Here is a 13,138-nt window from a genome sequence, read left to right as displayed (position 1 = left end):
CTCAAGCATCCGATGCCGGCACGCCCGGGGCCGTCACGCCGTAACCGGCCGAGTCCTTGCCCGCGACGTGGATCTTGCCGCCCGCGAGCGTGCGCAGCACGACGTAGAACACCGGCGTCAGCATCAGCCCGAACAGCGTCACGCCGAGCATCCCGAAGAACACCGCGATACCCATCGCATGCCGCATCTCGGAGCCCGCGCCCGTCGACATGACGAGCGGCACGACGCCCATGATGAACGCGATCGACGTCATCAGGATCGGGCGCAGCCGCAGCCGGCTCGCCTCGATCGCGGCCTCGAGCGGCGTCCTGCCGTCATGCTCCAGTTCGCGTGCGAATTCGACGATCAGGATCGCGTTCTTCGCCGACAACCCCACCAGCACCATCAAGCCGATCTGCGTGAAGATGTTGTTGTCGCCCTGCGTGAGCCACACGCCCGTCAGCGCCGACAGAATGCTCATCGGCACGATCAGGATCACCGCGAGCGGCAGCGTCAGGCTTTCATACAACGCGGCGAGCACGAGGAACACGAGCAGCACGCTGATCGGGAACACATACATCGCCGAATCGCCCGCAAGAATCTGCTGGTACGTGAGGTCGGTCCACTCGAACCGCACGCCGCGCGGCAGGGTCTCGTGCGCGATCCGCTCGATCGCGGCCTGCGCCTGACCCGACGAGAAGCCCGGCGCCGGGCCGCCGTTGATGTCGGCCGCCGTGTAGCCGTTGTAGCGCACGACCATTTCCGGGCCGAACGTCGGCGTCACCGTGACGAGCGACGACAGCGGCACCATCTCGCCACGGTCGTTGCGCGTCTTCAACTGCAGGATGTCGTCCGCGCGCTGGCGGAACGGCGCATCGGCCTGCACGCGCACCTGGTACACACGCCCGAAGCGGTTGAAGTCGTTCACGTACAGCGAGCCGAGATACACCTGCATGGTGTTGAACACGTCGGTGACCGGCACGCCAAGCTGCTTCGCCTTCACGCGGTCGAGATCGACGTTGAGCTGCGGCACGTTGATCTGGTAGCTCGTGAACAACGGGCCGAGTTCAGGCGCCTGCTGCGCGCGCTTGATGAAGTCGTTGGTCGCATCCGACAGCTTCGCGTAGCCGACCGCGCCGCGATCCTCGATCTGCATCTTGAACCCGCCGAGCGTGCCGAGGCCCAGCACCGGCGGCGGCGGGAACACCGCGACGAACGAGTCCTTGATCGCACCGTACTGCTGGTTCAGCGCACCGGCGATCGCACCGGCCGACAGCGCCTTGCCATGCCGTTCCGAGAACGGCTTCAGCGTGACGAACACGATGCCCGCGCTCGAGCTGTTGGTGAAGCCGTTCACCGACAGCCCCGGGAACGCGACCGCGCTCTCGACGCCCGGCTGCTTCAGCGCGATCGAGCCCATGTCGCGAATCACCTTCTCGGTGCGGTCGAGCGATGCGCCGTTCGGCAGTTGCGCGAACGCGATCAGGTATTCCTTGTCCTGCGCGGGCACGAAGCCGCCCGGCACGATCTTCGACACGAGCACGGTCGCGCCCACCAGCACGAGGTATACGCCGAGCATCAGCGTCTTGCGCGACAGCACGCCGCGCACGCCGCGGCCGTAGTTCTCCGCGCCGCGATGGAACACCTTGTTGAAGCGCTTGAAGAAGCCGCCGAGCACGCGGTTCATCACGCGCGTGAGCCAGTCCTCCTTGTCGCCATGGCCCTTCAGCAGGATCGCGGACAGCGCCGGCGACAGCGTCAGCGAGTTGAACGCCGAGATCACCGTCGAGATCGCGATCGTCATCGCGAACTGCTTGTAGAACTGGCCGGTCAGGCCCGACATGAACGCGAGCGGCACGAACACGGCGACGAGCGTCAGCGCGATCGCGATGATCGGCCCGCTCACTTCCTGCATCGCCTTGTAGGTCGCCTGCCGTGCGTTCATCCCGCTTTCGATGTTGCGCTCGACGTTCTCGACCACCACGATCGCATCGTCGACCACGATCCCGATCGCGAGCACCATCCCGAACAATGACAACGCGTTGATCGAGTACCCGAACGCGAGCAGCAGCGAGAACGTGCCGATGATCGACACCGGCACCGCGATCAGCGGAATCAGCGATGCGCGCCAGGTCTGCAGGAACACGATCACGACGATCACGACCAGCGCGATCGCTTCGAGCAGCGTGTGCACGACGGCCTTGATCGACGAGCGCACGAACTGCGTCGGGTCATAGACGATCTTGTAGTCGACGCCGGCCGGCATGTCCTGCTTCAGCTCGGCCATCGTCTTGCGCACTTCGTCGGAGATCTGCAGCGAGTTCGCGCCCGGCGACTGGTTGATCGCCATCGCGACGGCCGGCTTGTTGTCGAGCAGCGAGCGCAGTCCGTACTCGGACGCATCCAGCTGGATCCGCGCGATGTCGCGCAAGCGCGTGACGCCGCCGTCCGGCGTCGTCTTCACCACGATGTCGCCGAATTCGTCCTCCGTCTGCAAGCGGCCGCGCGCGTTCACCGACAGCTGCAGCGGCGTGCCGGGCAGCGACGGCGACGCGCCGATCACGCCGGCCGCAACCTGCACGTTCTGCTCGCGGATCGCCTGCACGACGTCCTCCGCGGACAGCCCGCGCTGCGCGACCTTCTGCGGATCGAGCCATATGCGCATCGCGTAGTCGCCCGAACCCCACAGCTGCACCTGGCCGACGCCCTGGATCCGCGACAGGCGATCCTTCACGTTGATCAGCGCGTAGTTGCGCAGATAGGTCATGTCGTAGCGGTTGTCCGGCGAGATCAGGTGGACCACCATCGTCAGCGTCGGCGAGCTCTTCACCGTCGTGATGCCGAGCCGCTGCACGTCTTCCGGCAGGCGCGGCAGCGCCTGGTTCACGCGGTTCTGCACGAGCTGCGTGGCCTTGTCCGGATCGGTGCCCAGCTTGAACGTGACGGTGATCGTCATGTTGCCGTCGCTGTTCGCCTGCGACTGCATGTAGAGCATGTCCTCGACGCCGTTGATCTGCTCCTCGAGCGGCGACGCGACCGTCTCGGCGATCACTTTCGGGTTGGCGCCGGGGTACTGCGCCTTCACGATCACGGAAGGCGGCACGACTTCCGGATACTCCGAAATCGGCAGCAGGAACATCGCGATCACCCCGCCGAGCAGGATGATCACCGATAGGACTCCTGCAAAGATCGGCCGGTCGATAAAGAATTTGGAAATGTTCATGTGTGGCTCTGTCTGGTTGAACGCGGAAACCGTAGCGGCGGGCCGCTTACGATTCCGCCTTCGCCGGTGCGGCCGGCTTCGCGTTATCCGCGAGCGGCGCGGACGGCGCATCGCCGCCCGTCATCGGGACCATGTGCGGTTTCACCTGCTCGCCCGGCCGCACGCGCTGCGTACCGTTCACGATCACGCGGTCGCCGGCGGACAGGCCGCTCACGATCACGCGCCGGTTGCCGTGCTGCAGGCCCTGCTGCACTTCGCGATACGACACGCGGCCCTGCTGGTCGACGACGAACACGAACTTCTTGTCCTGGTCGGTGTTGATCGCCGCGTCGTCGACGAGCAGTGCCTGGTGCGGCGCGCTGCCGCCCACCTTCACGCGTGCGTAGAGGCCCGGGACGAGCGCGCCGTCAGCATTGTCGAAACGCGCGCGCACGCGGATCGTGCCGGACGACGTGTCGAGCCGGTTGTCGACCGAGTCGATCTCGCCGCTGCGCGAGTAGCCGGTTTCATTCGCGAGGCCGAGCTCGACCGGCACCTTGCGGCCGTTACGCGCGCCGTTGATGTATTGCAGGTAGGTCTGCTCGTCCGCGTCGAACGATGCGTAGATCGGCGACACCGACACCAGCGTCGTCAGCGGCGCGGCCGATGCACCGGCCGACACGACGTTGCCGAGCGTGATTTCCGCGCGCGACACGCGGCCCGACACAGGTGCGGTGATGCGCGTATAGCCAAGGTTGATGCGCGCCGTTTCCAGCGCGGCTTCGGCGGCCTTCAGGTTCGCGCTCGCCTCGCGCGCGGCGTTCTGCTTCTCGTCGTAGTCGCGCTTCGCGATCGCGTTGTCGCCGATCAGCCGCTGCGCGCGCTGCCAGTCGCTCTGCGCGTAGCCGTTGCGGGCCTGCGCGGCGGCGAGCTGCGCGGCCGCGCGGTCGGTTTCGGCCTGATACGGGCGCGGGTCGATCACGAACAGCACGTCGCCCTTCTTCACGAGCGCGCCGTCCTTGAAGTTCACCGCGACGATCGTGCCCGACACCTGCGGGCGCACGTCGACTTTCTCGACCGCCTCGAGGCGGCCCGAATAGCTTTGCCAATCAGTGACGGTCTGCGGCACGACGGTCGCGACGTCGACTTCCGGCAGCGGCGCCGCCGCTTTCTCGGGTGCGTTCGCGTTCACGCGCATCGCGCCGAACGTGCCGAGGCCGACGACGGCGAGCGTCACGATCGCCGCTGTCGCGATTCGGGAACGAGAGGTGCGTAGGATGGCCATGTGGATCTCCAATAAGCGTGGATTGGTGTGGTTATTCGGAACGATTCGGCTGGCGCGCCTGGAAGCGGCACTGGAAGAAGCGCACTGCTTCCTCGAGCGCGGCTTCGTGCATCGCGAGCGCCGCGTGCGTGACGTCCGGGTAGCGGATCACCTGCGTGAGCACGCCCGATGAAATCAGGCAGCCCGCATATTTCTCCGCTTCGACGTGCAACACGTCGTTCTGCGCGGTGACGACGAGCGTGGGCGGCAGGCCCGCGAGGCGCACCGATTCGAGCGGTGCCGCGTACGGGTGCATGCGCTGCGCCGCCTGCGGCAGATAGGCGCGATAACAGGCCGCGCATTCCCGCGCGGTGATGTCCGACGAAAGGCGTTCGGCGTCGCCGATGCGCGTCATGCTCGGGTCGAGCATCGGCCCGAACAGCGCCTGCGCGGCGATCGACACTTCACCGCGATCGCGCGCGATGAACGCGAGACAGTTCGCGAGCTGGCCGCCCGCGTCGTGCCCCGCGACGCCGATCTTCTTCGGATTGCCGCCGAACGCGCGGGCGCGCGTCGCGGCCCATACGGCGGCGCGATACGCATCCTCCGGCGCGGCCGGAAAAGGAAAGGCCGGCGCGAGCGAATAATCGACCGACACTACGAGAGCTGGTAAGCGTTCTGCTAAAAAGCGCGCGGCGAAGTCGGCGTCGTCGAGCGTGCCGCGCACGAAACCGCCGCCGTGGAAATAAAGCACTACTGGCAGCCCGGTCTTGTCCGGGCGGCGGTAGAGGCGCAGAACGATGTCCTGCGCGTAGCCGGGGATTTCCACCTCAGCGACCGTCAATGCCGCGCCGGCTCTGGCTTCGGCAGGCAATGCAGCTTTCAGGAATTTGCTGAATTCAGAAGCGTCCATGACGATGCAGCATCCATTTCGAGATGGAACGAATTCTGGGTCCGGCAGACATCGGGATAAATGCCTATAATCCGGCAACACAATTCAACACCCCCGAACAATCCCAGGCTGCTCCGCCTACAAAGCGGCGCAGCCTTGTTGTTCCGGCGGCAAATTAGATTGCGGAGGTTGTGATGGACCGGCTTCAGGCCATGCAGGTGTTTACGCGCGTCGTCGATACGAGCAGCTTCACCAAGGCAGCAGAAACGCTCAGCCTGCCGCGGGCGTCCGTCACGACGATCATCCAGAATCTCGAAGCATTCCTCGGCGTGCGCCTGATGCACCGGACCACGCGCCGGCTGTCGCTGACGCCTGACGGCGCCGCATACTACGAACGCTGCGTGCGGATCCTCGCCGATGTCGAGGAAACCGAAGCAAGCTTCCAGAACAACAACCGGAAGCCGCACGGAAAGTTGCGTATCGACATGCCGGGCTCGATCGGGCGGCTGCTCGTGATCCCGTCGCTGTGCGAATTCCACACACGCTATCCGGACATCGACCTGCAGCTCGGCCTGTCCGATCGGCCGGTCGACCTGCTGCAGGAAGGCGTCGACTGCGTGATCCGCGTCGGTGCGCTGCAGGACTCGTCGCTCGTCGCGCGCCGCGTCGGCCTGTTCGAATGCGTGTCGGTCGCGTCGCCCGCGTATCTCGAGAAGCACGGCGAGCCGCAAGCGATCGAGGACCTGAGCGACCACAGGGCCGTCAACTACTTCTCGAGCCGCACGGGCCGCACGATCGACTGGACCTTCCTCACGGACGGCAAGGAAGTCGAGGTCAAGATGAACGCGATCGTGTCGGTCAACGACGCCGATGCGTACGTGACCTGCGGGCTCGAAGGCTTCGGCCTGATCCAGCCGCCGTTGTTCATGGTGCTGCCGCACCTGCGCGACGGCCGGCTCAAGGAAGTGCTGCCCGGCCTGAAACCGCTGCCGATGCCGATCTCGGTCGTATATCCGCACAGCCGGCACCTGTCGCCGAAGGTGCGCGTGTTCGTCGACTGGATCGCCGAAGTGTTCGACCGCTGCCCGCTGCTGAGCGGCAAGGGCAGCCTCGACGCGACGTGCAGCAAGCGCACGTTCGAGGAAGCCGAGCGTGCACCGGCGCTCGACACGCCGGTCATCAACGAGTGGGTCGCGTAATCGCCTGAACCGCGGCGCGCGGGCTGTCCGGCCCGCGCGCCGTCCCGCCTTCGTGCCGCTTCGGCGTCACCTTCGTGCCACCTTCCTCGCCGCGCACCTCGCCTTTTCCGAATCCGCATCAGACCTTTGCGCCGCGTGCGGCAATCGTCCGCGCACGTCATCGCGCGAGCGGCGGCATACCGCCGCGAGGCCCGCTGCAGGCGGCTGCGGGCGATTTCGACGTCACCCTGACGACATTGCGAATCGCGATTGTTCCTCGAACACGACAAATCAATTCGCGTCTGCCGCATTTATCGCGTCCGAACAGATACCTAGAGTAAACCCTGTCGCGCACCTCGATGCGCATCGAACAGCCCCGTTTGACGGGGCCGGAGCGAGCGCTCAGGCGCCAACTCCGACCAACACAGGAGTTACGTCATGAACCGCCGCCATCTTCTCTCCGCCGTTGCCCTCGCACTCGCCGTGTCCGCACCGGCCTTCGCCGATACGAACACCCCGCACGCCGGCGACTACGGCAACACGTCGTGGTACACGCAGCACGACAACGGCCCGCGCACGCGCGCCGAAGTCAGTGCCGAAGTCGTGCAGGCTCGCCGCGACGGCACGCTGGCCTGGCTGCGCAAGGCGAATTCGTATCCGCAAGGGCTCGAACTCGCGGAAGGCCCGTATCGCTCGATGCCGGAAAGCAACCAGCTCGCAGGCGGGGGCCGCTAAACGTCGGTCAACGTGCAACGCCGCGCAGCGGATGATCCGCCGCGCGGCGCCGCGATACCGCCGTCGAACACTCGATTAGTCAGTTAGTTGCAGGAGTCTGTGATGAACGACCAACTTCCTTCGCCGCTCGATCATTGGGACGACACCACGCCGGTGTGGACGCCGTTCCGTTCCACGCCGCAATCGCATTGACCGTCGCGCCGACGCCTCGTCGACAGCGTCCGGCCGTCAACGGCGCGGCACACCGTCGCGCCATTCGCCCCAGTGCGTGACGATGTCCTGCACGAGCGGGTTGCCGGCGCGATACAGGTTTTCGGTCGCCGGCGCGAAGCCGCCCTGGTCCGCGTAGTTCAGCAGGTTGTCCGCGCTCGTCTGCCCCGCATACGGCCGGTCGAAATCGGAGCCCGTGCGCAGCACCGCGACGCGCGACAGGTCGACCCGCTTCACGCTCGCCGCGCGCTTCAGCGCTTCATACGTCGCGTTGTCTTCCTGCGCGGTCATGCAGTAGGTGCCCTTGCCGTCGGTGAGGATCTTCGTCCACTGACGCGCGCGCTCGCCGATCAGCGTGCCCGAGAACCACGTATTGCCCGATGAGGTGTCGCACTGGATCACCGTCGGCGGCCGGTTCGCCGGCGCATACGTGAACTTCGCGCGCGCGGCCTGAGCCTGCGCGCTGTCGGCAAGCACGACGTTGCGCGACAGCGCATAGGCGGCGTCCGTCAGCTGCGGGTTGAGCTGGAATACTTCGGTGCGGTAGTCGAGCGGCGGCTTGTCGTTCGGGCTCTTGGTATTGATGCCGAGAAAGCCGGTGTTCCAGCCGGCCGGAATCTCGCGCGCATCGAGTTCCCACTGCAGGCTGAAGTCGACCAGATATTTCGACCATGCGGCGGAACCGACCGTGCCTTGCGCGGGGTCGACGCCCGCGATGCCCGACACGAGGAAGTACGTGCGGCGCAGGTCGAAGCGCTGCGAGAACGTGAGCGCCATGATCGTCGCGGAGGCGTTCGCATAGCCCATGCCGGTCGTCACCACGCACACGTCCTGCTTGTTGCAGTGAACGGCCGGGTAGTCGGGCGACAGGCCGGGCACGGTGATGTCGCGCCACGGGCCGAGCCGGTCGAGCCAGGCCTGGCCTTCCGGACCGAACATCGTGATGATCATGACCTTGACCGGGCGGCCCTGTGCACCGGTCTCGGCGAATGCAGCGTTGCCCGCGTCGTTGCCCTGGTTGTCCTGCGCGATCGACGGCGCGGTCGCACAGGCGGCAAGCGAGAATGCAGCGGCGGAAAGGATGGAGCGAGTCAGCATCGGCGTTCCTTGTTTCGGGGATGTTGGGTGAGAACGGCTCTCGGAGACTGCGCGAGGGAGTATAGAACGCGCGTGCGCGAGGAGGAACCCGGCTACGAAACGGGCTGCGGTGTTTGGTCACGCGGTTCTTGAGCGCGTGGTTCGAACGATATCCGACAAAAAATCAGGAATGCCATTCGATTGAGCGACGAGACATTGCCGCTACCGATCGTGACGGACGACGGCACCCGATTCGCTAAAGCTAAACGCGTAGCATCCCCGCGACGCCATAACCGAGCACGACCAGCGCCGCCAGTACATGGCTCGCCACGAGCCATCGCGGCGACTTCACGATGCGCCCGATCGCGCTGCCGCCGAACGCGAACACGAGTTGTCCGACGAGACTGCCGGCAAACACGCACATGGCGCCGAGCAGCCAGTGCCGATGCGCGCCGGCCGCGGCAGTGGCATAGCCATAGAACAGCAGGATGGTCAGCGGATTCGCGAGCGTGACGAGGAACATCGACGTGAACGGGCGCGTGCCCGGCGGCGGGGTGGCGCCATCGAGCGTGCGGCGCCGATCCTTCAACGCCTGCCACAGCATGCGTGCGCCCATTGCGAGCAACACGAGCGCGCCGACGACGCGAAACAGCGGCAGGTACGACGCGAGCGAGCTCGCGAGCAACGCCCCGATCGTGAACGCGACGAGCGCATAGCAGCCGTCGGCAGACGCCACGCCGACCGCCGCGCGAACGCCGCTCGCGATGCCGGCGCGCATCCCGTGGTTCGCGATCATCAGCGCGACGGGCCCGACCGACAGCGCGATCGTCAGCCCGAACAGGAAATCGTTCATCGGTCGTCGATGCCTTCGAGGGAAGGTCTCGATTCTAGCGACCGAAAGCGATCCGCAGTCAGGAAACGCTTCAGGCGACGTCGACGCGCGCGGGGCCGTCCACCATCTCGCCGATCACCGCCGCGCGGTCGAAACCGTCGGCGCGGAAGCATGCGAGCACGTCGTCGACCGCGTCCGGCGCGCACGCGACCAGCAGGCCGCCGGACGTCTGCGGGTCGGTCAGCAGCGCCTGCGCGACCGGCGGCAGCCCGTCGGCGAGCCGCACGTCGGCGCCATACGCGGCCCAGTTGCGGCCCGATGCGCCGGTGAACACGCCGTCGGCGACGAACGCCTCGACGCCCGCCAGCCACGGCAGCGACGCGTAATGCACGCGCGCGGTGAGGTGCGCGCCGCGCGCCAGTTCGAGTGTGTGGCCGAGCAGCCCGAAGCCCGTGACGTCGGTCAGCGCATGCACGCCCGGCAGCGCGGCGAGTTCGGTGCCCGGCCGGTTCAGCTTGGTGGTCGTCGCAACCATCTGCGCGTAGCCCGCGTCGTCGAGCTGGTTCTTCTTCAGCGCGGCCGACAGCACGCCGACGCCGAGCGGCTTGCCGAGCACGAGCACGTCGCCCGCGCGCGCGGCCGCGTTACGCTTCACGCGCGACGGATGCACGACACCGATCGCCGCGAGCCCGTAGATCGGCTCGACCGAATCGATCGAGTGGCCGCCCGCGACCGGAATACCGGCATCCGCGCACACCGATTCGCCGCCGCGCAGCACGGCTGCGATCGTCTCGTGCGGCAGCACGTTGATCGGCATCCCGACCAGCGCGAGCGCGAGAATCGGCTTGCCGCCCATCGCGTAGACGTCGGACAGCGCGTTGGTGGCCGCGATGCGGCCGAAGTCGAACGGGTCGTCGACGATCGGCATGAAGAAGTCCGTGGTCGCGACGATCGCCTGTTCGTCGTTCAGCCGGTAGACGGCCGCGTCGTCCGAGGTTTCGGTGCCGACCAGCAGGTCCGGGAACAGCGCTGGCGGCGTGGCCCGCTTCAGCAGTTCGGACAGCACGCCCGGCGCGATCTTGCAGCCGCAGCCGCCGCCGTGGGACAGGCTCGTGAGGCGCGGAACAGCGGGCGGGGTGAGGGTGGCTTCGGTCATCGTCGGCATCCGGTGAATAACAACGCTCCATTATCGACAATTCCGCGCGAGCGCGCCGGATACCCACATAATTGACGGCGCTTGCCGCTCCCCCTCCCGCCCGCACCTTCGTTCATGGATCACCTGTTCATCGGCCTCGTGCTGTGCTCCGCGTTGCTGCACGCGATCTGGAATGCCTTCCTCCACGTCAGCGAAGACCGGCTCGTCCAGCTCGGCACGATGTCGCTGCCGTATCTCGCGTTCGGCATCGCAGGCGCCGTGCTGCTGCCCGCGCCGGCGCCCGCCGCGTGGCCGTATGTCGCGGCGTCGGCGGTGCTCGAGGTCGCGTACTGCTTCACGCTGGCGCGCGCGTACCGCAACGGCGAGTTCGGGCAGATCTATCCGATCGCGCGCGGGATCTCGCCGCTGCTCGTGTCGGTGCTGGCGCTCGCGATGCTGCACGAGCGGCCGACGCCGTTCGGCTTCGCGGGCATCGCGCTCGTGTCGTTCGGCATCATGTCGCTCGCGCTGCGGCGCGGCTTCCGGTTCTCCGGCGAAGGCGTGCCGTACGCGCTGCTCACGGGCGTGTTCATCGCCGCATATTCGATCTGCGACGGGATCGGCTCGCGCGTGTCCGGCAGCGCGCTCGGCTACATCGCGTGGGTGTACCTGCTGTGGAGCGTCCCGCAGCTCGTGCTCGTCTGCGTGCTGCGCGGCGGCCCGCGCGCGGTGCTCGGCTCGCGCACCGCGCTCAAGCAGGGCGCGATCGCCGGCACGATCTCGCTCGCCGCGTATGCAATCGTGATCCTCGCGTACCGGCACCTGCCGGTCGCGACGGTATCGGCGCTGCGCGAGACGAGCTCGATCTTCGCGGTCGCGATCGGCTGGTTCGTGATGCGCGAGCGGCCCGGTGCGCAGCGGCTCGCCGCATGCGCGCTGGTGGTTGCGGGCGCCGCGTTGATTCGGCTTTGACGTGCGGAAACGACGGGCCGGTACCGCGGAGACACTCATTGGCCAATCTGCCGACGCCCCGCCCCGCAGCACGCGCATGCCGCCGTCCCGTTCTCGTCAGACCGTCGCGACGACCTGGTCGAACGCCCGCTCGTCGATCGCCTCGGCCAGCGTCGCGAACGCCGTCGCGATCTCGTCCTCCGGCACGCACGCATAACCGAGCAGCAAGCCCGACGCCGCACGTTCGCGCTGCGCGTAATAGCCGGACAACGGCCGCACGACGATGTTGCGTTCGAGCGCGGCCTGCGCGACCGCGCGATCGTCGACACCGTCCGGCAGCCGCGTGACGAGATGCAGCCCCGCGTCGCTGCCGAGCGCCTGAAGCGTGTCGCCGTAGCGGCGCGCGACCGCGTCGAGCAGCACCTCGCGGCGCTGCCCGTACAACGTGCGCATCTTGCGGATATGCGACACGAAGTGCCCTTCCGCGATGAACTCCGCGAGCACCGCCTGCTGCAGCAGCTGACCTTCGCGATACAGCTCGGCGCTCGCGGTCGCGAAGCTCTCCGCGAGCGGCTCCGGCGCGACGAGATACCCGACCCGCAACCCCGGGAACAGCGTCTTGCCGAAGCTGCCGACGTAGATCACCTGCCCGGCCGTATCGAGCCCCTGCAGCGACGCGAGCGGCCGGCTGCCGTAACGGAATTCGCTGTCGTAGTCGTCCTCGATGATCCAGCAGCCGTGCTGGCGCGCGTATTCGAGCAGCATCCGGCGCCGCGCGAGGCTCATCACCATCCCGAGTGGATACTGGTGCGACGGCGTGACGAGCATCAGCTTCGGCGGCTCCGCGAGATCGGCGGCCGACGGCGCGATCCCTTCGTCGTCGACCGGAATCGGCCGCGTGGTGAGCCCCGACACGTTCAGCACGCTGCGCACGCCCCAGTAGCACGGGTCCTCGGTCCAGATCGCGTCGCCCGGATCGGTCAGCAGCCGCACCGCGAGGTCAATCGACTGGTGGATCCCGGTCGTGATCACGATTTGCTCGGGCGTGCAGCGCACCGAGCGCGACGTGCGCAGGTAATCGGCCAGCGCCTCGCGCAACAGCGCGAGCCCGCCGCCCGGCGCGTAGGTCAGCAGGTCCGGGCGCAGGCGCCGCCAATACTTGTTGTGCAGCCGCGTCCACACGCGCGCCGGAAAGCGCGACACATCGGGCACGCCCGGCATGAACGCGCCGCCCTGGCGCTTCGACACGCCCGCGCCTTCGACGAGCCGCGTGCCGCGCGAGGACAGCCGTCGCGCGGAAGAAGGCGCCACCGCCGGCCCGGCACCCGCGTCTGCCGGCGCGCCGACGATCTCGTCCGGCGCGCTGTCGGCGACGAACGTGCCGCGCCCCGTCGCCGAGTTCACATAGCCTTCGAGCGCAAGCTGTTCGTAAACCTGCGTAACCGTGTTGCGGGCGATCCCCAGCTCGGCCGCGAGCAGCCGCGACGACGGCACGCGCGTGCCGGCCGGCAGTTCGCGCGACAGGATCGCCTGCTGCAGCAGCCGGTGCAGCTGCCGGTAGATCGGCTGTTCGCCGCCGCGCACGAGGCGCTGCGCCAGCCAGTCCGACAACACGCTTGCGCGCATGATTGGCTCCTGAATATTTATTGAAATGGCTCTGATTGCCAGAGCCAAATGTGATTA

General features: G+C 67.3%; 10 protein-coding genes. 3 read left to right on the top strand and 7 right to left on the bottom strand.

What is annotated here, in order from left to right; translation table 11 throughout:
- Position 1: 1 nt before the first annotated feature.
- Genes ceoB through WS66_RS01320 form a run of 3 tightly spaced genes read right to left on the bottom strand, consistent with a single transcriptional unit; the run spans position 2 to position 5,358 of the window.
- Positions 2 to 3,202 (bottom strand): multidrug efflux RND transporter permease subunit CeoB, encoded by a 3,201-nt coding sequence (gene ceoB, locus WS66_RS01330; RefSeq protein WP_059599087.1) that lies wholly within the window; start codon positions 3,200 to 3,202, stop codon positions 2 to 4.
- 46 nt (positions 3,203 to 3,248) lie between these two features.
- A complete protein-coding gene (gene ceoA / locus WS66_RS01325; RefSeq protein ID WP_059528484.1) occupies positions 3,249 to 4,466 on the bottom strand; it encodes a multidrug efflux RND transporter periplasmic adaptor subunit CeoA in 1,218 nt (405 codons plus the stop codon).
- A 31-nt stretch (positions 4,467 to 4,497) separates the two neighbouring features.
- Complete coding sequence (locus WS66_RS01320) at positions 4,498 to 5,358, bottom strand: alpha/beta hydrolase (RefSeq protein ID WP_059599086.1); 861 nt, start codon at positions 5,356 to 5,358, stop codon at positions 4,498 to 4,500.
- A 173-nt stretch (positions 5,359 to 5,531) separates the two neighbouring features.
- Here WS66_RS01320 and ceoR point away from each other — a divergent pair, with 173 nt between their 5' ends.
- Both ceoR and WS66_RS01310 read left to right on the top strand, forming a co-directional pair.
- Positions 5,532 to 6,536 (top strand): putative multidrug efflux transcriptional regulator CeoR, encoded by a 1,005-nt coding sequence (gene ceoR, locus WS66_RS01315; protein WP_059599085.1) that lies wholly within the window; start codon positions 5,532 to 5,534, stop codon positions 6,534 to 6,536.
- A 417-nt stretch (positions 6,537 to 6,953) separates the two neighbouring features.
- Complete coding sequence (locus tag WS66_RS01310; protein ID WP_059599084.1) at positions 6,954 to 7,250, top strand: DUF4148 domain-containing protein; 297 nt, start codon at positions 6,954 to 6,956, stop codon at positions 7,248 to 7,250.
- Between the two features lie 228 nt (positions 7,251 to 7,478).
- Here WS66_RS01310 and WS66_RS01305 read toward each other — a convergent pair whose 3' ends face one another.
- From WS66_RS01305 to selD, 3 genes are all read right to left on the bottom strand, one after another.
- Positions 7,479 to 8,558 (bottom strand): purine-nucleoside phosphorylase, encoded by a 1,080-nt coding sequence (locus WS66_RS01305; RefSeq protein WP_059599083.1) that lies wholly within the window; start codon positions 8,556 to 8,558, stop codon positions 7,479 to 7,481.
- 241 nt (positions 8,559 to 8,799) lie between these two features.
- Positions 8,800 to 9,390, bottom strand: coding sequence for a LysE family translocator (locus WS66_RS01300; protein ID WP_059599082.1), 591 nt, complete (start codon positions 9,388 to 9,390; stop codon positions 8,800 to 8,802).
- A gap of 70 nt (positions 9,391 to 9,460) precedes the next feature.
- Positions 9,461 to 10,525, bottom strand: a complete 1,065-nt coding sequence (gene selD, locus WS66_RS01295) for a selenide, water dikinase SelD (protein WP_082728817.1) — start codon at positions 10,523 to 10,525, stop codon at positions 9,461 to 9,463.
- Positions 10,526 to 10,639: 114 nt separating this feature from the next.
- On the opposite strand from selD, the gene WS66_RS01290 reads away from it, so the two are divergent.
- Complete coding sequence (locus WS66_RS01290) at positions 10,640 to 11,476, top strand: DMT family transporter (protein WP_059599080.1); 837 nt, start codon at positions 10,640 to 10,642, stop codon at positions 11,474 to 11,476.
- 96 nt (positions 11,477 to 11,572) lie between these two features.
- Here WS66_RS01290 and pdxR read toward each other — a convergent pair whose 3' ends face one another.
- Complete coding sequence (gene pdxR / locus WS66_RS01285; protein ID WP_059599079.1) at positions 11,573 to 13,081, bottom strand: MocR-like pyridoxine biosynthesis transcription factor PdxR; 1,509 nt, start codon at positions 13,079 to 13,081, stop codon at positions 11,573 to 11,575.
- Positions 13,082 to 13,138: the final 57 nt, after the last annotated feature.

The organism is Burkholderia sp. LA-2-3-30-S1-D2 (assembly GCF_001523915.2).
Taxonomy (GTDB): Bacteria; Pseudomonadota; Gammaproteobacteria; order Burkholderiales; family Burkholderiaceae; genus Burkholderia; species Burkholderia diffusa.
The sequence above is the reverse complement of the archived record's forward strand: the minus strand, read 5'-3'. Positions and strand labels throughout refer to the sequence as shown.

What these genes read in the sequence shown, in the direction of transcription:
- WS66_RS01290 (WP_059599080.1), top strand. Translation starts at nt 10,640, where the DNA reads ATGGATCACCTGTTCATCGGCCTCGTGCTGTGCTCCGCGTTGCTGCAC.
- WS66_RS01300 (WP_059599082.1), bottom strand. Translation starts at nt 9,390, where the DNA reads ATGAACGATTTCCTGTTCGGGCTGACGATCGCGCTGTCGGTCGGGCCC.
- WS66_RS01320 (WP_059599086.1), bottom strand. Translation starts at nt 5,358, where the DNA reads ATGGACGCTTCTGAATTCAGCAAATTCCTGAAAGCTGCATTGCCTGCC.
- selD (WP_082728817.1), bottom strand. Translation starts at nt 10,525, where the DNA reads ATGACCGAAGCCACCCTCACCCCGCCCGCTGTTCCGCGCCTCACGAGC.
- ceoA (WP_059528484.1), bottom strand. Translation starts at nt 4,466, where the DNA reads ATGGCCATCCTACGCACCTCTCGTTCCCGAATCGCGACAGCGGCGATC.
- ceoR (WP_059599085.1), top strand. Translation starts at nt 5,532, where the DNA reads ATGGACCGGCTTCAGGCCATGCAGGTGTTTACGCGCGTCGTCGATACG.
- pdxR (WP_059599079.1), bottom strand. Translation starts at nt 13,081, where the DNA reads ATGCGCGCAAGCGTGTTGTCGGACTGGCTGGCGCAGCGCCTCGTGCGC.
- ceoB (WP_059599087.1), bottom strand. Translation starts at nt 3,202, where the DNA reads ATGAACATTTCCAAATTCTTTATCGACCGGCCGATCTTTGCAGGAGTC.
- WS66_RS01310 (WP_059599084.1), top strand. Translation starts at nt 6,954, where the DNA reads ATGAACCGCCGCCATCTTCTCTCCGCCGTTGCCCTCGCACTCGCCGTG.
- WS66_RS01305 (WP_059599083.1), bottom strand. Translation starts at nt 8,558, where the DNA reads ATGCTGACTCGCTCCATCCTTTCCGCCGCTGCATTCTCGCTTGCCGCC.